Origin of the sequence: Streptomyces sp. NPDC057099, assembly GCF_042671245.1 — a bacterium.
GTDB classification, from domain to species: Bacteria; Actinomycetota; Actinomycetes; order Streptomycetales; family Streptomycetaceae; genus Streptomyces; species Streptomyces purpurascens.
In genome coordinates, this window is the sequence record NZ_JBHUTX010000013.1 from 93,616 (window position 1) to 111,450 (window position 17,835).

The 17,835-nt window shown below is 71.6% G+C and carries 15 protein-coding genes; 4 read left to right on the forward strand and 11 right to left on the reverse strand.

Annotated elements, in window-relative coordinates:
- Positions 1 to 22: 22 nt before the first annotated feature.
- Positions 23 to 1,711 carry a chitinase gene (locus ACFT4A_RS19160; protein WP_382831641.1) on the forward strand — a complete coding sequence of 563 codons (1,689 nt, stop codon included), beginning with the start codon at positions 23 to 25 and terminating at the stop codon, positions 1,709 to 1,711.
- Positions 1,712 to 1,717: 6 nt separating this feature from the next.
- Here the strand turns inward: ACFT4A_RS19160 and ACFT4A_RS19165 are convergent, their stop codons facing one another.
- From ACFT4A_RS19165 to ACFT4A_RS19185, 5 genes are all read right to left on the reverse strand, one after another.
- On the reverse strand, positions 1,718 to 2,152 hold the full coding sequence (locus ACFT4A_RS19165; RefSeq protein ID WP_382831644.1) for a hypothetical protein: 435 nt from the start codon (positions 2,150 to 2,152) through the stop codon (positions 1,718 to 1,720).
- A gap of 17 nt (positions 2,153 to 2,169) precedes the next feature.
- Entirely contained in the window at positions 2,170 to 3,486 is a 1,317-nt protein-coding gene (locus tag ACFT4A_RS19170; protein ID WP_382831647.1) for an Nramp family divalent metal transporter, read from the reverse strand.
- A gap of 161 nt (positions 3,487 to 3,647) precedes the next feature.
- Complete coding sequence (locus ACFT4A_RS19175) at positions 3,648 to 4,130, reverse strand: ATP-binding protein (protein WP_382831649.1); 483 nt, start codon at positions 4,128 to 4,130, stop codon at positions 3,648 to 3,650.
- A 73-nt stretch (positions 4,131 to 4,203) separates the two neighbouring features.
- Complete coding sequence (locus ACFT4A_RS19180; RefSeq protein ID WP_382831652.1) at positions 4,204 to 5,115, reverse strand: anti-sigma factor RsbA family regulatory protein; 912 nt, start codon at positions 5,113 to 5,115, stop codon at positions 4,204 to 4,206.
- A gap of 43 nt (positions 5,116 to 5,158) precedes the next feature.
- The gene (locus ACFT4A_RS19185) at positions 5,159 to 7,804 is read right to left on the reverse strand and encodes an ATP-binding protein (protein ID WP_382831655.1); all 2,646 of its coding nucleotides are present in this window, start codon (positions 7,802 to 7,804) and stop codon (positions 5,159 to 5,161) included.
- Between the two features lie 272 nt (positions 7,805 to 8,076).
- Here ACFT4A_RS19185 and ACFT4A_RS19190 point away from each other — a divergent pair, with 272 nt between their 5' ends.
- On the forward strand, positions 8,077 to 9,429 hold the full coding sequence (locus tag ACFT4A_RS19190) for a M14 family metallopeptidase (RefSeq protein WP_382831658.1): 1,353 nt from the start codon (positions 8,077 to 8,079) through the stop codon (positions 9,427 to 9,429).
- Here the strand turns inward: ACFT4A_RS19190 and ACFT4A_RS19195 are convergent.
- The 5 genes from ACFT4A_RS19195 to ACFT4A_RS19215 all read right to left on the reverse strand — a co-directional run bounded on the left by ACFT4A_RS19195 (position 9,426) and on the right by ACFT4A_RS19215 (position 13,814).
- Positions 9,426 to 9,974 carry a hypothetical protein gene (locus ACFT4A_RS19195; protein WP_382831660.1) on the reverse strand — a complete coding sequence of 183 codons (549 nt, stop codon included), beginning with the start codon at positions 9,972 to 9,974 and terminating at the stop codon, positions 9,426 to 9,428. The two genes, ACFT4A_RS19190 and ACFT4A_RS19195, sit on opposite strands and share 4 nt — an antisense overlap.
- A gap of 65 nt (positions 9,975 to 10,039) precedes the next feature.
- A complete protein-coding gene (locus ACFT4A_RS19200) occupies positions 10,040 to 11,518 on the reverse strand; it encodes a GntP family permease (protein ID WP_382831662.1) in 1,479 nt (492 codons plus the stop codon).
- Between the two features lie 96 nt (positions 11,519 to 11,614).
- Positions 11,615 to 12,025, reverse strand: a complete 411-nt coding sequence (locus ACFT4A_RS19205; protein WP_189722954.1) for a RidA family protein — start codon at positions 12,023 to 12,025, stop codon at positions 11,615 to 11,617.
- On the reverse strand, positions 12,022 to 12,783 hold the full coding sequence (locus ACFT4A_RS19210) for an IclR family transcriptional regulator (protein ID WP_215118906.1): 762 nt from the start codon (positions 12,781 to 12,783) through the stop codon (positions 12,022 to 12,024). Before ACFT4A_RS19210 ends, ACFT4A_RS19205 begins: the two co-directional genes overlap by 4 nt.
- Positions 12,780 to 13,814 (reverse strand): sugar kinase, encoded by a 1,035-nt coding sequence (locus ACFT4A_RS19215; RefSeq protein ID WP_382831667.1) that lies wholly within the window; start codon positions 13,812 to 13,814, stop codon positions 12,780 to 12,782. The genes ACFT4A_RS19210 and ACFT4A_RS19215 overlap by 4 nt, the downstream gene beginning before the upstream one ends.
- Before the next feature lie 140 nt (positions 13,815 to 13,954).
- Here ACFT4A_RS19215 and ACFT4A_RS19220 point away from each other — a divergent pair, with 140 nt between their 5' ends.
- Positions 13,955 to 15,232, forward strand: coding sequence for an amino acid deaminase (locus tag ACFT4A_RS19220; protein ID WP_382831669.1), 1,278 nt, complete (start codon positions 13,955 to 13,957; stop codon positions 15,230 to 15,232).
- 11 nt (positions 15,233 to 15,243) lie between these two features.
- The gene (locus ACFT4A_RS19225; protein WP_382831671.1) at positions 15,244 to 16,857 is read left to right on the forward strand and encodes an amidohydrolase family protein; all 1,614 of its coding nucleotides are present in this window, start codon (positions 15,244 to 15,246) and stop codon (positions 16,855 to 16,857) included.
- A 22-nt stretch (positions 16,858 to 16,879) separates the two neighbouring features.
- Here the strand turns inward: ACFT4A_RS19225 and ACFT4A_RS19230 are convergent, their stop codons facing one another.
- Positions 16,880 to 17,806 (reverse strand): trypsin-like serine peptidase, encoded by a 927-nt coding sequence (locus ACFT4A_RS19230; RefSeq protein ID WP_382831674.1) that lies wholly within the window; start codon positions 17,804 to 17,806, stop codon positions 16,880 to 16,882.
- Between the last annotated feature and the right edge of the window lie 29 nt (positions 17,807 to 17,835).

Below are 17,835 nucleotides of genomic sequence, written 5' to 3' on the forward strand. Positions count from 1 at the left end.
TGGTCTGGACCATTTTCTTGTCATGTCCAGACACAGACGATCCATGCGGCTGTGGTCGGGTGCCGTCACGGCTGCCCTGGCCCTCACTGTCACGACCGTCGGCCAGGCATCCGCCGCCGACGTCAACAACGCCAGGAACGCCGGCTTCGAGTCGGGCCTGAGCGACTGGACCTGCTCCGCGGGCAGCGGTACGGCCGTCTCCTCCCCGGTGCACTCCGGCACGGCCGCGCTGAAGGGGACCCCGGCGGGGCAGGACAACGCCCGGTGCGCCCAGACGGTGCGGGTGAAGCCCGGCTCGACGTACACCCTGGGCGCCTGGGTCCGGGGCGGCTACGCCTACCTCGGCGTGACGGGCACGGGCACGACCGACGTGTCCACCTGGACCCCGGACTCGTCGTCCTGGAAGCAGCTGTCGACGACCTTCACGACGGGCTCCTCGACGACCTCGGTGACGGTGTACACGCACGGCTGGTACGGGCAGGCCGCGTACTACGCGGACGACGTCTCGGTGTTCGGGCCCGACGGGGGCGGCGGCACCGACCCCGGCCCCACGGTCCCGGCCACGCCCGGCGGTCTGAACGTCTCCGGGACGTCGTCCTCGTCGGTGTCACTGGCGTGGAACACCGTCTCCGGGGCGACGGGGTACACCGTCTACCGCGACGGCACGAAGGTGACGGCCGTCTCCGGCACCTCGGCGACCGTGACCGGGCTCGCGGCCTCGACGTCGTACTCCTTCCAGGTCGCGGCGACCAACGCGGCGGGCGAGTCGCCTAGGTCGGCGGCGGTGACGGGCCGGACGAACGCGCCGACCGGCCCCGGTCCCGCCCTGCCCAGGCACGCGGTGACCGGCTACTGGCAGAACTTCGACAACGGGGCCGCGGTCCAGAAGCTCGCGGACGTCCAGTCGCAGTACGACATCATCGCCGTCGCCTTCGCGGACGCGACCTCGACGCCGGGCGCGGTGACCTTCGCCCTGGACTCGGCCAGTCTCGGCGGCTACACCGTCGACCAGTTCAAGGCCGACGTCAGGGCCAAGCAGGCGGCCGGGAAGAAGGTCATCATCTCGGTCGGCGGTGAGCGCGGCACGGTGGCGGTGAACGACGCGGCCTCGTCGGCGAACTTCGCGAACTCGGTGCACTCCCTGATGCAGACGTACGGCTTCGACGGCGTCGACATCGACCTGGAGAACGGCCTCAACGCGACCTATATGACCCAGGCCCTGCGCTCGCTCTCGGCGAAGGCGGGCTCGTCGCTGATCATCACGATGGCGCCGCAGACCATCGACATGCAGTCGACGTCGAACTCCTACTTCCAGACCGCACTGAACATCAAGGACATCCTCACCGTCGTCAACATGCAGTACTACAACAGCGGTTCGATGCTGGGCTGCGACGGCAAGGTCTACAGCCAGGGCTCGGTGGACTTCCTGACGGCCCTGGCCTGCATCCAGCTGGAGGGCGGCCTGGCCCCGTCCCAGGTCGGGCTCGGCCTGCCCGCCTCGACCCGGGGCGCGGGGAGCGGCTATGTGTCGCCGTCCGTCGTGAACAACGCCCTGGACTGCCTGGCCAAGGGCACGGGGTGCGGGTCCTTCAAGCCCTCGCGGACGTATCCCGACCTGCGGGGCGCGATGACCTGGTCGACCAACTGGGACGCGACGGCGGGCAACGCGTGGTCCGACGCGGTGGGTCCGCATGTGCACGGGCTGCCGTAGCCGCCCCTAGCCCATCGGACGGTAGTGGCCAAGGACCCAGGCCAGCTGCGGGAACCACTCCTGGAGCCGTGTCCTGGGCTTGGCCTCCACCACGCACTCGTAGAACCGGCCGTCCATGTGGACCACGGAGACCATCAGGGCCTTGCCGTCGGGGCTCGCCCGGTAGTGGACACCGCGGATCTCCGGCCAGCGGAACTCGATCGTCTGGCCGGACGACTCGAAGGCCACGCCGCTCGCGTCGACGACGACCGCGTTGCGCTTGTCGACGGCGAGAAAATCCGGACCGGCCGGGGCCGGTTGCTGGGGCGGCGTCTGGGCGTACGGGGGTGGCGCGGGCGGGTACGGGGAGGGCGGCGGCGCGTAGGCGGGCTGCGCGGGCGCGTACTGCGGCGGGGGCGGGCCGAAGCCGGGGCCGGGCGGTGGAGGTGGCTGCTCGCTCATCCGTCGATTCTCCCTGTCTAGAAGAACTCCCCCCACGGCTGGTCCCAGATCTGCTTCACGCACAGGACCAGGAACAGCAGCCCCGCGATGACGAGCATCGCGTTGCTCACCGGGCCGTTGCGCCACTCCCTGGGCGTACGGCTGGAGTTCAGCAGCCAGAGCAGGGTGCCGGCGAGGAAGGGCAGGAAGGCCGCGCCGAGGACGCCGTAGATGATGACCAGGCGGAAGGGCTCGTCCTCGAAGAGGAGCACCATCGGCGGGAAGGTGAGCCAGAGCAAATAGGCGCGGAAGGGCCAGGAGCGTTCGCGCTTGCCGGAGGCGATCTCCTCGCCCTTGACGGCCTCCTTGCCCGCGAGCCGTGCCACGAAGTCGGCGAACATCAGGCTCACGCCGTGCCAGACGCCGATCAGCGAGGTGAACGACGTGGCGAAGAAGCCGATCAGGAAGAACTTCGCCGTCGCCGCGCCGTACTCCGCCTCCAGGATGTCGCCGAGCTGGATCAGGCCCTTGTCGCCGCTCGCGATCGCGACGTTCGCCGAGTGGAGCATCTCCGCGCCGACGAAGAGCATGGCGATCACGAAGATGCCGGTCGTGGCGTAGGCGACGCGGTTGTCCAGGCGCATGACCTTCATCCAGCCGGTGTCGGTCCAGCCCTTGGCGTTGACCCAGTAGCCGTATGCCGCGAGCGTGATCGTGCCGCCGACGCCGCCGATCAGGCCCAGGGTGTTGAGGATCGAGTCCTTCTCGTCGGGCAGCACCGGGAGGAGACCGGCGAAGGCGTCGAGGAGGTTCGGCGTGACCCGGATCGCCAGATACACCGTCACCACGAACATGACGCCCACCAGGACCGTCATGACCTTCTCGAACACCGCGTACTTGTTGAACCAGACGAAGACCAGACCGACCAGACCGCAGGCGATGGCCCACCACTTCAGGTCCATCACGTCCGGGAACAGCGCCTGCAGCGGCAGCGCGCTCGACGACATCGCCGCCGCGCCGTAGACGAAGCCCCAGACGACGACGTACACGGCGAAGAACCACGTGGTCCAGCGGCCGAGGCTCGCCCAGCCGTCGAACAGGGTGCGCCCCGTGGACAGATGCCAGCGGCCCGCCGCCTCGGCGAGGGAGATCTTCACGAGGCAGCCGATGATCGCGGCCCACAGGAGGGTGTAGCCGAAGTTGCTGCCCGCGATCAGCGTGGCGACCAGGTCACCGGCGCCGACACCGGTCGCCGCGACGACGATGCCCGGACCGATGTACTTCCAACTCGCCTTACGGGGCCGAGGAGGCTGCTGGGCTTCGTTCTCCGTGGTGTTTCCCGTGCTATCCGCCATGCAGGTCAAGAAACATCAAAGAGGCCAGGCCGACAAGAGGGCGTGAAGGCAGTCGCCCCTCAAGGGGCGCGGGGAACTGCGCGAACAACCACAACGAACCCGCGGCCCGGGAACAGGCCAAGGCGGCAATGACAAACCGCCATGGCCCACCCAGCGGAGCGTCACGGCTGTCGCCGACCACAGCCGTCCGCCCCACACGTACCGAGCTCGAACCACACGGTCTTGCCCGGCCCGTCCCGGTGGCAGCCCCAGCGCTGGGCGAGCGCGTCCACCAGGAATATCCCACGGCCGCTCTCCCCGGTGTCCGCGTCCAGCACCCGCGGCACCCGGCGCGCCTCATCGGCGACCTCGCAGCGCAGGACGCCGTGTGCGGCGAAGAGGGTCAGCCGGAAGCGGCTCTCGGCGTGCACCAGGGCGTTGGTGGCCAGTTCACCGACGAGCAGTTCGGCCACGTCCGCCACCTCACCGTGCTCCGCGAGCCCCCAGCCCTCCAACTGCCTGCGAACCTCCGCGCGTGCCTCGCGGACGGCGGAGGGCCGGGGCGCGTACTCGACGCTCAGGTGGCCCGCTCCCAGGGGTGGCTGGGGGAACGGACCGTACCGTGCCTCGGGGTCCGGGAGGTGGCGCCCGGAGAGTTGCAGCATGGGTCCAGGGTGATCCACGGGGGTGGTCCGGCGCAGGGGGAGGACTACCCGATCCCCTACCTGCTTGTGCAGGTCACGCGTACTGGAGCCGCACGGTGGCTCCCCCGCTGTCGTCGCGGATGTCGACGTACGCGCACACCTGGCGCGCGTACCACAGGCCCGGTCCGGGTTCCGGGCCGGAGGCCGGTGGCGGGACGAAGCCGGCGAGCGGGTCGTCGATACGGCGGGCGGAGCGGAGTTCGCAGACGCAGGCGGGTGCCTCGCCCCACAGCAGGGCGGTGCCGTCGAGGGGGGCCAGGGCCTCCGCCGTCTCCGCGACGGCCGTGGCGAACAGCTCGGCGTCCGCGGCGGGCAGTCCGCGGTCCTGCGCCCAGGACTGGACGGCCCCGGCGTGCGGCTGTGCGAGGCGCCGCGCGCCGACCGGGGGCAGCGGCAGCGGCACGGCGTCGAGTTCGGCGGCGAGCCGTACCGGGTCCTCGTAGACCTCCGTGTCGGGGTGGGTGCGGCGGGCCGCGGCGACGACGGCGGGGCCGGCGGTGCGGGTGTCGTACGCGCACAGGGCGGTGGTCGCCATGGGGGCGAAGAGGGGGTTGGCGAGGGCCTCGTAGCGGATCCACTCGGTGGTCTCGCGGGTCGAACGGCCGGCGCGGCCGCTCCACACGGGCTCCATGAGGAGGTGGATCCGGCCGCCCGGGCCGGCGTGGGCGGCGAGGTAGGAGGCGGCGCGGGCGACGGCGTTGGCGGCGGAGCCGGTGTACCACTCGGTGTGCGGGATGCAGGTGATGTCCTTGGCGTCGCCGCCGAGGGCGTCCCGCAGCAGGTCAAGGTTGCGGGGGTCGGCGATGGCCACGGGCGGTGGTTCGCCGGGGGCGGCGAGGCCCTCGCCGAGGAAGGGCAGGGCGGCGGACACGAAGTCCTCGTCGGAGTCGAAGACGGCCATGCGGTGGTCGAACGGGGCGGGCGTGGAGGGCTGTTGGACGGTCATGTGTTCCCCTAGGGAGACGGGTGGGTGTTCCGGTGCGGGAGGGTCAGCGCTGCGCCGTCACCCAGGCGGCGATCTGGCTGCGGTTGCTGAAGCCGAGCTTGCTGAGGATGCGTTCCACATGGCCTTCGGCGGTGCGGCGGGCGATCACCAGGCGGTCGGCGATCTGCTGGTTGGCGAGGCCCTCGGCGACGAGCCGGGCGACCTCTGACTCGCGGCGGGTCAGGCGGACCGTGGTGTCGTCCTGCGGGGCCGGGGCGTCCGCGGTGCGCGGGCGGGCCGGCTCCTGGAGCGCCTGGCCGACGAGTTCCGCGAGGGCGAGGCCGGCGCCGCGTCGGTGGGCCCGGTCGAAGGCGTCCCGTCCCAGGGCCCGGCAGGCCCGCTCCTCGCTGTCCCGGCGTACGGAGTTGAGGGTGTGCGCGCCCCAGCGGCCGGTGTCGATGTCGGCCCAGACGCGGTCGGCGCCGCCCATCAGCAGGGCCGCGTGCCGGTGGGCGCCGCGTTCGGCGGCGATCGACGCGAGCAGGTCGAGGGTCAGGGCCATGCCGATGATGTCGTGGACGGCGTGTTTGAGCCGCAGGGCCTCGCGGGCGTGCCGTTCGGCCCGGGGCCAGTCGCGGCGCACGGTGTGCGCGAGGGCGAGGATGCGCAGCACGTACGACCGCACCCACTGCTCGCCGTGCCGCTCGCACAGCCGCAGGGCCTGCTCGCAGACCTCGACGGCCCGGTCGGCCTCGCCCAGGAAGCCCAGTGCGCAGGCGAGTTCGACCTGGTCGAGGCCTACGAGGCTCAGGTGCTGGCCGGGTACGGGGCCGCGGGCGACGGTGGTCTCGAAGTGCGTCAGCGCGCCGGGCAGGTCGTCGCCGAACAGCCGGATGACGCCGATGACGTACTCGGCGTGGGCGGCCTCGGCGGTGTCGCCCAGGGCACGGGCGAGGGCGAGGGCGTCCGTGGCCTGGCGGTGGCCCCGGGGGAAGTCCTGGGTGGCGGCTGCCAGCAGCCCGGCGACCCAGAGGCCGCGGGCCCGTTCCCGGGTCGGCTCGGGGCTCGCGGCCAGGGCCCGTTCGAGCCAGTACAGGCCCTCGCGGGGGGCGCCGCAGGCGTGCCAGTGGAACCAGAGGGTGCCGGCGAGCCTGAGCCCGGCGCGTTCCTCGCCCGGGGTGGACAGGCTGAAGTCGAGGGCGGCGCGCAGGTTGTCCCGGTCGGCGCGCAGCCGTGCGACGGTCTCCGGCTGCCCCGGCCCGAACCAGCCCCGCTCACACTCCTCGGCCAGCCACACCATCCGGTCCCGCTGCCGCCGCCGCGCGGCCCCCTCCTCCCCCACCGACCGCCGCAACCGCTCCAGCCCGTACTGCCGCAACGTGTCGAGCATCCTGTACCGCACCCCACCGGGCCCCGGCTCCCGACACAACACGGACTTGTCCACGAGCCCGGCGACGGCGTCGAGGATTTCATCGGCCCGGAGCGCGACGGGTCCGGACCCGGCCTGCCAGTCGCCTGCGGCGTCCACGGCGTTCCCGGCCGGGGGCAGAGCGGCCTGAGGGTCGAGGCGCATCATCGGAAGCCGCACGATCCCACCGGCCGGACCGGTGGCGGGCGGCGCGATGCACCCGGAGCCGCCGCCGCGCGGGGGCAGGGTCACGGTGCCCGCAAGCGCTTGGACGGGCCGAGCGCACTCACCCGGCGCCACAGCCCGAACCGCCCCGCTGCCGAAGCCCCCCGGACCCTCGGGCAGGACAGCCTGTCCCGAGATCAAGCCCGTGTCCCACCCCGCCGCCCCCTTCCCGGTCTCGTCCGCGCACACCGCTTCCGCCATTTCCAGGTCGAAGCTGCCCGGCAGGACCGACAGGCGGGCCCAGACCGTCTGTTCGGGGCCGGTGCACAGGTCGTGGGACCAGGCGACCGCTGCCCGCAGGGTCTGGTGGCGGGGCAGGGCCGCGGGGCTGCCGGTGGTGAGGAAGCGGTAGCGGTCGTCGAGGCGGTCCAGGAGCTGGTCGACGTCGAGGACGCGCATCCGGACGGCGGCGAGTTCGATGGCCAGGGGCAGGCCGTCCAGGCGGCGGCAGAGGCGGGCCACGGACACGAGGTTGCCGGGGGTGAGGCGGAAGCCGGGGACGACGGCGGCGGCCCGGTCGGCGAAGAGGGTGAGGGCCGGATAGCCCTCGGCGGCGGACAGGTCGCCGTCCGGGTCGGGCACCGGCAGCGGCCGCACCTCCAGCAGATGCTCCTCGGTGAGGCCGAGCCGGTGCCGGCTGGTGGCGAGGATCCGGACACCCCCGGTGCCGTGCAGCAGGGCCGCGGCCAGCCGGGCGCACGCGCCCGCCAGATGCTCGCAGTTGTCGACGACGAGGAGCAGCCGCCGGTCCCGCACCTGCTCGACGAGGGCGTCCAGCGGCGGCTGGGCGGAGTGGTCGTGCAGCCCCAGCGCGTCGGCGGCGGCGAGCGGGACGAGCGCCGGGTCGTGCACCCCGGAGAGGTGCACGAAGCGCACGCCGTCCGGGAAGGCACGCTGCACGCGGGCCGCGATGCGCGCGGCGAGCCGGGTCTTGCCGACGCCGCCCGGTCCGGTCAGCGTCACCAGCCGTGCGCGGGCCAGCAGTTCGCGGCCTTCGGTCAGTTCGCCACGCCGGTCGACGAAGCTGGTCGTCTCGGCCGGCAGCCGGCTGTCCCGTCGTGGCGCTGATCCGCCCATGATCAGCCAGTCCTCTGGGGGGTGTGGTCCGGGGATCCGGACAATCCGGCGCCCCTTGCGCGGATCCTCACTCTCTCCCCTGGCCTACATATATGCACGCGCGCGTCACACCCGTGGGTGTACTTCGCCCGTGACACCTCGACGGCCACGCCGCACGCGTACACTGCGCGACCGCTTTCAGTCTTGACCTGCTCATGCCATTGGCAGAACGATGTGCGCCACCCGCACTACGTACGTCGCACGAACAACCCCACCTCCCACAAGGAGATTTCATGCGACTTCGCATACGAGGTTCCGGGGCCGGCACCGGCAGACGCACCGCCGCCCTCGCCGCCCTTCTCGCACTCGCCCTCGCGGCGCCCCTGTCCGCGACGGCGCCGGACGCCACCGCCGACAGCGCCCCCAAGGCGGCCCCCTCGGCCGACGACGTCAGGCAGTACGAGGTCCATCTGCACGCGACGGCCAAGGACCGCACGGCACTTCAGCGCACGGGCGTGACCGTGGACGAGTCCCACGGCCACGGTGTCGTCGTCTCCGGCCGCGCGGACCAGATCAGGAAGCTGCGCGCTCTGGGCTACGAGGTCACCACGCTCGGCGCGGTGCCCGACCGGTCCGCGGGCGAGGACGACGTCCGGATCTACGACTTCCCGTCCGCCGACTCGCGGTACCACAACTACGCGGAGATGACGACCGAGATCAACTCGATCGTCTCGGCCAACCCGTCGATCGCGAGCCGGCGCGTGATCGGCAAGTCGTACCAGGGCCGGGACATCGTCGCCCTCAAGATCAGCGACAACGTCGCCAGCGACGAGGCCGAGCCGGAGGTGCTGTTCACGCACCACCAGCACGCCCGCGAGCACCTGACCGTCGAGATGGCGCTCTACCTGCTGCGCGAGCTGACCTCCGACTACGGTTCCGACTCACGCGTCACCAGCATGGTGAACAACCGTGAGATCTGGATCGTCCCGGATCTCAACCCGGACGGCGGCGAGTACGACATCGCCACCGGGTCGTACCGCTCGTGGCGCAAGAACCGTCAGCCCAACTCGGGTTCGTCGTACGTCGGCACGGACCTGAACCGCAACTGGAACTACCGCTGGGGCTGCTGCGGCGGCTCCTCCGGCTCGGCGTCCTCCGACACCTACCGGGGCACGGCGGCGGAGTCGGCGCCCGAGGTGAAGGTCGTCGCCGACTTCGTGCGCAGCCGGGTCGTCGGCGGGAAGCAGCAGATCAGGGCCGGTGTCGACTTCCACACGTACAGCGAGCTGGTGCTGTGGCCGTTCGGCTACACGTACTCGGACACCACGACCGGGATGACCGCGGACGACAACGCGGCGTTCAAGGCGGTCGGGCAGAAGCTGGCCGCGAGCAACGGCTACACCGCGGAGCAGTCGAGCGATCTGTACATCACGGACGGGTCGATCGACGACTTCCTCTGGGGCACGCACAAGATCTTCGCGTACACCTTCGAGATGTATCCGAGGTCCGGTGGAGGTGGGTTCTACCCGCCCGACGAGGTGATCGAGCGGGAGACCTCCCGTAACCGCGATGCGGTGCTGCAACTGCTGGAGAACGCGGACTGCATGTACCGGTCGATCGGCAAGGAAGGCCAGTACTGCGCCTAGTCGGCGTCTGCCTCGACGTCTGCCTTTGCGTCTTCCTCGAAGTAGGCGTCCAGAACCGCGTCCAACTGAGCGTCCCACTCCGTGAAACGGCTCCTGGCCGGTGCTTCGATCTCGATCGGGTACCAGCGCCGGTCAGGGGTGTGGACGGTGACGGTCCAGCGCTTGCCGAAGCGGGCGGTCTCCGTCTCGACCGCGCCGATCTCGTCCCAGCGGAACTCGCACTCCTGGTCGTCCAGGAAGAGGCGTACGCCTCTGTGGTCGGCGACCAGTTTCGCGCGGCGGTCGGAGGCCTCGAAGACGGGACCGTCTTCCGGTGCGGCGTCCTCCACCGGCTCCGGGGCGGCCTCTTCGGCCCCCTCGGCTTCCTCGGTCTCCTCCGTGTCGTCGGCGGCTTCGGCGTCCTCGGCTTCCGCGACCTCGGGCTCCTTCTCCGGCTCCTCGTCCTTCGTCCGTCCGGACGCGGGTGACGTGAGCCCGGGGATGAAGGCCGGGTCGAATCCGGCGCCTTCCAGGGGCTGGCTGCTCGAACCTATGCGCTGCTCCACAGCGGAGCAGTATGGTCGACAAACCTGTGCCGCACACAACCAGCCCCTGCATCGTTATCAGACGCCTACACGAACAGGCTCAGCACCGCGGCCACCACGAACCCCGCCACCGACAGCACACTCTCCAGCACCGTCCACGACTTGAGCGTGTCGCGTTCGCTGATGCCGAAGTACTTGGCGACCATCCAGAAGCCTCCGTCGTTGACGTGCGAGGCGAAGATGGAGCCGGCCGAGATGGACATGATGACCAGGGCGACGAAGGCCTGGGAGTGGTCGCCCTCGGAGAGGAGCGGGGCGACGATGCCCGCCGTCGTGACGATGGCGACCGTCGCCGAGCCCTGGGCGACGCGCAGGACCACGGAGATCAGGTAGGAGAGGGCGATCACCGGCAGGCCCACGTCGTTGAACGTGTCGGAGAGGGCCTGGGCGACGCCGCTGGCCTTGAGGACGGCGCCGAAGACACCGCCCGCGCCGACGACGAGGATGATGTTGCCGACCGGCTTGAGGGACGCCGTGGACACCGTCTCCAGGGACTTGCGGGACCAGCCGCGCCGGATGCCGAGCAGGTAGTACGCGAGGAACAGGGCGAGCGTGAGCGCCACGAAGGGGTTGCCGAAGAACTCGATCACCGAGCGGAGCGTGGAGGGGTCCAGGGCGATCGAGGAGAAGGTGGCGGCGAGGATGAGGACCAGGGGCGTGCCGATGATGCCGAGGACCGTGCCGAGGGAGACCGGCTGCTCGCGCGGCTCGGTGCCGGTCGCCCGCTGCTCGTCGAGGACCGCCTGCTTGGCCTCCTCGGCCGCCTCGACCATGTCCTGCGGCACGGCGACGAAGATACGGCGGCCGATCCACGCCGAGTACGCCCACGCGGCCAGCACGGCGGGCAGTCCGCAGACGATGCCCATGAGGATGACCCAGCCTAGGTCGACGTTGAGGAGACCGGCCGCGGCCACCGGGCCGGGGTGCGGCGGCAGGAAGGCGTGGGTGACGGAGAGGCCCGCGAGCAGGGGCAGACAGTAGAGCAGGATCGACTTGCCCGAGCTCTTGGCGGCGGCGTAGACGATCGGGGCCAGGACGAAGATGCCGACGTCGAAGAAGACCGGGATGCCGAAGATCAGGCCCGTGAGGCCCATGGCGAGCGGGGCGCGCTTCTCGCCGAAGAGGTTGAGGAGGCGACTCGCCAGTACCTCCGCGCCGCCGCTGACTTCGAGGATCGCGCCGAGCATGGTGCCCAGGCCGATGATGATCGCGACATGGCCGAGGATGCCGCCCATGCCGGACTCGATCGTGGAGACGGCGTCCGACTTCTGGACCGTGCCGAAGAGTTCGGTGACCGAGAGACCGGCCGCGAGGCCGACGGCTATGGAGACCGCGAGCAGCGCGACGAACGGCTGGAGTCTCATCTTGATGATGAGGAAGAGGAGAAGTGCTATGCCGAGGGCGGCGGTGAGCAGCAGTCCGGCCGTGCCGTCCACGAGGAGGAGCAGGCCTCCGGTGTGGGGTGGGGTCTCGGCAGGGGCGGCCGCGGCGAGCGGAAGGGACATGGGGGGTCCTCTACGTAAATGCATTCGGTTTCGGGGTAGGGGGGAGCGCGGCGCGGCGCACTGAAGGCGCCGCGCCTCAACGAAAAGAGGGGTGTGTCAGCCGAGGACGGCCAGCGCGTCGATCTCGATGAGGAGACCCGCGGGCAGGCCGACGTAGACCGTGGTGCGCGCGGCGGGCGGCTGGGTGAGGCCCTGCTCCTCGAAGTACGCGTTGTAGATCGCGTTCATCTCGGCGAAGTGGTCGACGTCGGTGAGGTAGACGCGGATCATCATCACGTCGTCCCAGCCGGAGCCGCCCTCCTCGAGGATGGCCTTGACGTTGGCCAGGGTCTGGAGGGTCTGCTCGCGCAGGGTCGGCCCGGCGGGGGTGGGCGCCTTGCCCTCCTCGGCGGGCAGGAAGCCGACCTGGCCGGCGACCTGGAGGATGTTGCCCTTCCTCACCCCGTGCGAGAACTTCGCCGGCGGGGTGGTGTGGGTCTTCGGGGTGAGTGCGATCTTGTCCGTCATACGGTGCCCTTCACTGGTGTCCTGCCGGAGTACTCGCCGCTGATGGCGTCCGCCGTACGGCGCACCAGCGGCAGGAGGGTGAGGAGTTCGTCGGCGGTGACGACGACGTTCGGCGCGGAGACCGACATCGCGGCGACGACCCGGCCGTCGGCGCCGCGGATGGGCGCCGCGACGCAGTTGATGGACTCCTCGTGGCCGCCGAGGTCGGTGGCCCAGCCCTGTTCGCGCACCTTGTCCAGCTCGCGCAGGAACGCGCCGGCGTTGGGTGTCGAACGGGCCGTGTACGTGGGGTAGTCGAGCTTCTCGGCCACGGCCCGCCGCTCGTGCTCGGGCAGGTCGGCGAGCAGCAGCTTCGCGACCGCGGCGACGGTGATGGCGACGGGCTTGCCGATGCGGGAGTACATCCGCACGGGGTAGCGGCTCTCGACCTTGTCGATGTAGAGGACCTCGTTCTCCTCGTACACGGCGAGGTGGACGGTGTGCCCGCAGCTCTCGTTGAGGCGGATCAGATGGGGATGGGCGATCTCGCGGACGTCGAGGTTCTCCATCGCCTCCTGGGCGAGCGCGAAGAGCCGGGCTCCGAGGCGGTAGCGCTGGTCGGACTGGCGGTAGACGAGGCCGTGCTCGTGGAGGGTGCGCAGCAGACGCAGGGCCGTGGACTTGTGCACGTCGAGGCGGTCGGCGACCTGCCCCAGGTCGGCGGGGCCCTCGGCGAGCAGCGGCAGGATGCTGAGCGCGCGGTCGACGGTCTGGCTCATGGCGTACGTACCTCCTCGTCGGCCCGCTGTGCCTCCGCGGTCCAGCCCGGGCCGAGTCGCAGTCTCCCCCATGCCGCGTCGTCCAGGGCGGCGAGCCGGTCGGCGTGCTCCCGGGAAGGCGGCGTGGCGTGGTCGCCGGGGACGGTGAGCGCGGCGGCGGCCATCAGATGCCCGTGCCGCAGCCGGTCCCGGACGGGCAGTGCGCGCAGGGTGGCGGAGAGGAACCCGGCGGCGAAGGCGTCGCCGGCGCCGACCTCGGCGACGACGTCGACCCGGGGGGCGGGGACGAAGGTGACGTCCCGCTTCTCGAAGACGGTGGCTCCCGCCGCGCCCTGCTTGACGACCAGCACGTCGGGTTCGGGGAGGGCGGCGCGGACGGCCTGGGGGCTGTCCAGCCCCCAGGCCTCGTCCTGTCCCACGAAGACGAGGTCGGCGCCGCGTGCGAGGTCCCGCAGCACCTCGGGGGCGTCGGTGTCGCCCCAGAGTCCGGGCCGGTGGTTGACGTCGAAGGAGACCAGCGGGCGGGCGGGGCGGCGGGCGGTCAGCTCGCGCATCAGCTCCAGGCAGCTCACGGAGAGCGCGGGCGTGATCCCGGACAGGTGCAGCACGCGCCCGGCGCGCACCGCCGCCGGATCGGGGTCCGTGACGCTCATCGCCGACGCCGCCGAACCGGCCCGGTAGTACGCCACCTCGTGCGCGTCGGTGGCCCGGTCCCCGGCGGTGCGGAAGTAGATGCCGGTGGGGCGGCCGGGGTCGCGCCGGACGTGGGCCACGTCGACCCCGTACCCGCCGATCGCCTCGACCAGGTGATCACCGAACGGATCGTCCCCCACCCGGCTCACCCACCGCACGGAATGCCCGGCGGCGGCCAGCACGCACGCCACGTTCGACTCCGCCCCGCCGATGCCCCGCTCGAAGGAGGGCACGTCGGCGAGCCGCCCCGGCCGGGAGGGCAGGAACGTGACCATGGACTCGCCGAGCGCGACGACGTCCACGACGTCGGGGGCGTTGCAGGGTCCGGTGGGGGTCACGATGCTCGTGGCTCCTCTTCGAGGCGTCGGGCCGGCCGATGACGGTTCATTGACCGGGGGTGGCCGAGATGTTAGACAGCGTGCATCGACATACGCAACGACGGTTGCACAGAACGCAACATTGCTGATCAGGAGGCTCCATGACAGCCGACACCGCCGCCGAGTCCCTCGCCCGGCTCGCTGCCGAGCGCGTCGACCACCGCTTCAAGGGCCTCCCGCCGGACGCCGACGGACTGACCGTGGGCGAGCTGGCCGACCAGCGCCGCAACCTCTTCACCGGCGGCTTCGCCACGCCCGTGCTCGCGCTGTCCGCCGAGCGCCTGGAGCACAACCTGAGGCTCATGGAGACGTACGCGGCCCGGCACGGCCTGGCCTTCGCGCCGCACGGCAAGACCTCCATGGCCCCGCAGCTGTTCCAGCGGCAGATCGAGCACGGGGCGTGGGGCATCACCCTGGCGGTCCCCCACCAGGCGCGGGTGGCGCGCGCGTTCGGGACCCGGCGGATCTTCCTCGCCAACGAGCTGGTCGACGCGGCGGCCCTGCGCTGGGTCTCCGCCGAGCTGGACGCCGACCCGGACTTCCGCTTCGTCTGCTACGTCGACTCCGTGCGCGCGGTGGAGCTGATGGACGCGGCCCTGAGCGGTTCCGCGCGGCCGGTGGACGTCGTCGTCGAACTCGCCGCCGGGGAGGGCGCCCGGACCGGGGTCCGTACGGAGGCGGAGTGCGCGGCGGTCGCGGACGCGGTGGCGCGCACGCGGACGTTGCGGCTCGTCGGTGTCGCGGGCTACGAGGGCGAGGTGCCGAAGGCCGACCAGGAGCGGGTGACGGCGTGGCTGCGGCGGCTGGTCGCGCTCGCCGCCGGCTTCGACGAGGCCGGGCGCTTCGAGGGCCTGGACGAGATCGTCGTCAGCGCGGGCGGCAGCGCCTGGTTCGACGCGGTCGCCGAGGTCTTCGCGGAGATCCCCGGACTCTCGCGTCCCGTGCTGAAGTTGCTGCGCTCGGGCGCCTACGTCTCGCACGACGACGGCCACTACCGCAAGCTGACGCCGTTCAACCGGGTCCCCGAGGAGGGCGCCCTGGAGCCGGCGTTCCGGCTGTGGACGCAGGTCGTGTCGCGGCCCTCCGCCGAGCAGGCCTTCGTCAACGCGGGCAAGCGGGACGCGGCCTACGACCTCGATCTGCCCTTCGCGCAGGTGATCCGCCGGGACGGCGCCGAGCGCCCGGCCACCGGGGTGTCGGTGACCGGCCTGTCCGACCAGCACGCCTGGCTGAGCACCACGCCGGAGGCGGATCTGGAGGTCGGGGACTGGGTCGGTCTCGGTCTGTCCCATCCGTGCACGTCGTTCGACAAGTGGCAGCTGATCCCGGTCGTGGCGGCGGACGGCACGGTCGTCGACTACGTCCGTACGTTCTTCTGAGGAGGCCCGCGATGGAAGAGCTCGTCATCCGGGACGCGGAGGTCGTGGACGGCTCCGGCGGACCCCCGTACCGGGCCGATGTCGTGGTCGACGGCGGCCGGATCGTGTCGATCGTCAAGGAGGCGGCGGCGGCCGGCTGCCAGCGGCCGAGGGCGCGCCGGGAGCTGGACGCGGAGGGGCTGGTCCTCTCCCCCGGCTTCGTCGACATGCACGCCCACAGCGACCTGGCCCTGCTGCGCGACCCCGACCACAGTGCCAAGGCCGCGCAGGGCGTCACCCTGGAGGTCATCGGCCAGGACGGACTGTCGTACGCGCCGGTCGACGACCGCACGCTCGGCGAGGTGCGCCGGGCGATCGCCGGGTGGAACGGCTCCGGTGACGACATCGACTTCGACTGGCGGTCGGTCGGCGAGTATCTGGACCGGCTGGACCGGGGGATCGCGGTCAACGCGGCCTATCTGATCCCGCAGGGCACGGTCCGCGCGCTCGCCGTCGGCTGGGAGGACCGGGAGGCGACCCCCGAAGAGCTGGACCGGATGCGGCGGCTGGTCGCCGAGGGCATGGAGCAGGGCGCCGTCGGCATGTCGTCCGGGCTGACGTACACACCCGGCATGTACGCGCAGGACGCCGAACTGACCGAGCTGTGCCGGGTGGTGGCGTCGTACGGCGGCTACTACTGCCCGCACCACCGCTCCTACGGCGCGGGCGCCCTGGAGGCGTACCGGGAGATGGTCGCCCTGACCCGTGAGGCGGGCTGCTCCCTGCATCTCGCCCACGCCACCATGAACTTCGGCGTGAACAAGGGCCGGGCGCCGGAGCTGCTGTCCCTCCTGGACGAGGCGCTGGCGGCCGGGGCCGACATCAGCCTCGACACCTACCCCTACACCCCGGGCTGTACGACGCTGGCGGCCATGCTGCCGAGCTGGGCGAACGAGGGCGGCCCCGAGCAGGCCCTGAAGCGGCTGGCGGACGAGGAGACGGCGGCGCGGATCCGCCACGACCTGGAGGTCACGGGCTCGGACGGCTGCCACGGCGTGCCCATCGAGTGGGACACGATCGAGATCTCGGGCGTGGGCGATCCGGCCCTGGCGGAGTTCGTCGGCCGGACGGTGCGGGAGTCGGCGGACCTACGCGGCGAGGCGCCCTGGGCGACCGCGCGCGGGCTGCTGCTGGCGGACCGGCTGGCCCCGACGATCCTCCAGCACGTCGGCCACGAGGAGAACGTCCGGGCGATCATGCGCCACCGGGTGCACACCGGCGGCTCGGACGGCATCCTCCAGGGCGCCAAGCCGCACCCGCGCGCCTACGGCACGTTCCCGCACTACCTCGGGCACTACGTGCGGGAGTTGGGGGTGCTGTCGCTGGAGGAGTGCGTCGCGCACCTCACCGCACGCCCGGCGGCCCGGCTGCGACTGCCGGACCGGGGCCTGGTGCGCGAGGGGTATGTCGCCGACCTGGTCCTCTTCGATCCGGCGACGGTGGCGGCGGGGTCCACTTTCGACGAACCCCGCACGCTCCCTACGGGCATCCCGTACGTCCTGGTCGACGGCCGCTTCGTGATCGAGGACGGCCGGCGCACGGACGTCCTGGCGGGCCGGGCGGTCCGCGGAACCGCTCTCGCGTGACCACCCGGCCCGGCACCCTGCCCTACGGCTTGGGCAGGGTGCAGCCGCTCGCGCTCAGGTCGAGCTTGTTGTCGACGCCGAAGCAGGCCGGGATCTGGTAGGTCTGCTGGGCGTAGTTGATGCCCTTGCGGACGGTCACGTTGCCGTTCGCGTCGACCTCACAGGGGTTGTTCACCGTGCAGCGCTCGCCGTCCTCGTTGCCGGTGTTGTTGATCGCGACGACCTTGCCGGTGGCCTGGTCGACGACGGGCGAGCCGGACGTGCCGCCGATGGTGTTGCAGGCGGAGGTGTAGCGGACCGAGTCCTTGAAGGTCCAGTCGCCCTCCTTCAGGGTGTGGGCGAACCCGTCGATGTCACAGCTGTAGATCCGCTTCCAGTAGCCCGAGACGACGCTGATGGCGGTGCCGGCGGCCGGGTGCGAGTCGTTCAGCGTCAGCGCGTTGATGCCGTACGAGCTCTTGATCTGCCCGTACGTGGTGGTGAGCTGGTAGAACGCGACGTCCGTGTCGGTCATCGTGCCGTACGCGAGCTTGTTGGCGCGCAGGGTGGCGACGCGCGAACCGGAGGCGTTGAGCAGGCCGAAGGTACGGCTGGAGGCCTGGTCGACGCGGACCTCGCCGGGGCCGGGCATGCCGCCGTCCAGACAGTGGCCGTTGGTCATCACCAGCGCCGGGTCGTTGTCCTCGGAGTCCGGCATGCGGACGACGGAGCCGGAGCAGTTGCTGAGCGCGACGGTGCCGGCGAAGTTCACAGCCTTGGCCGACGGGCTCCTGAGCCCGGACAGGGTCTCCGTTGCGGACGTGACCACGTCCGAGACGGCGGACGTGACCTTGCCCGTTTCCGCGCCCTTGCCGAAGCCCTGGGGGCCAGCCTCGGCAGCGGTCGCGGGAGCCGCGCCGGCCCCGGCTATCGCCAGGGCGAAGAACGCGGCGGCGAGAGGTTTTCTCATGGGGGGTCCCCTCTTGCGACGGAGGCGGC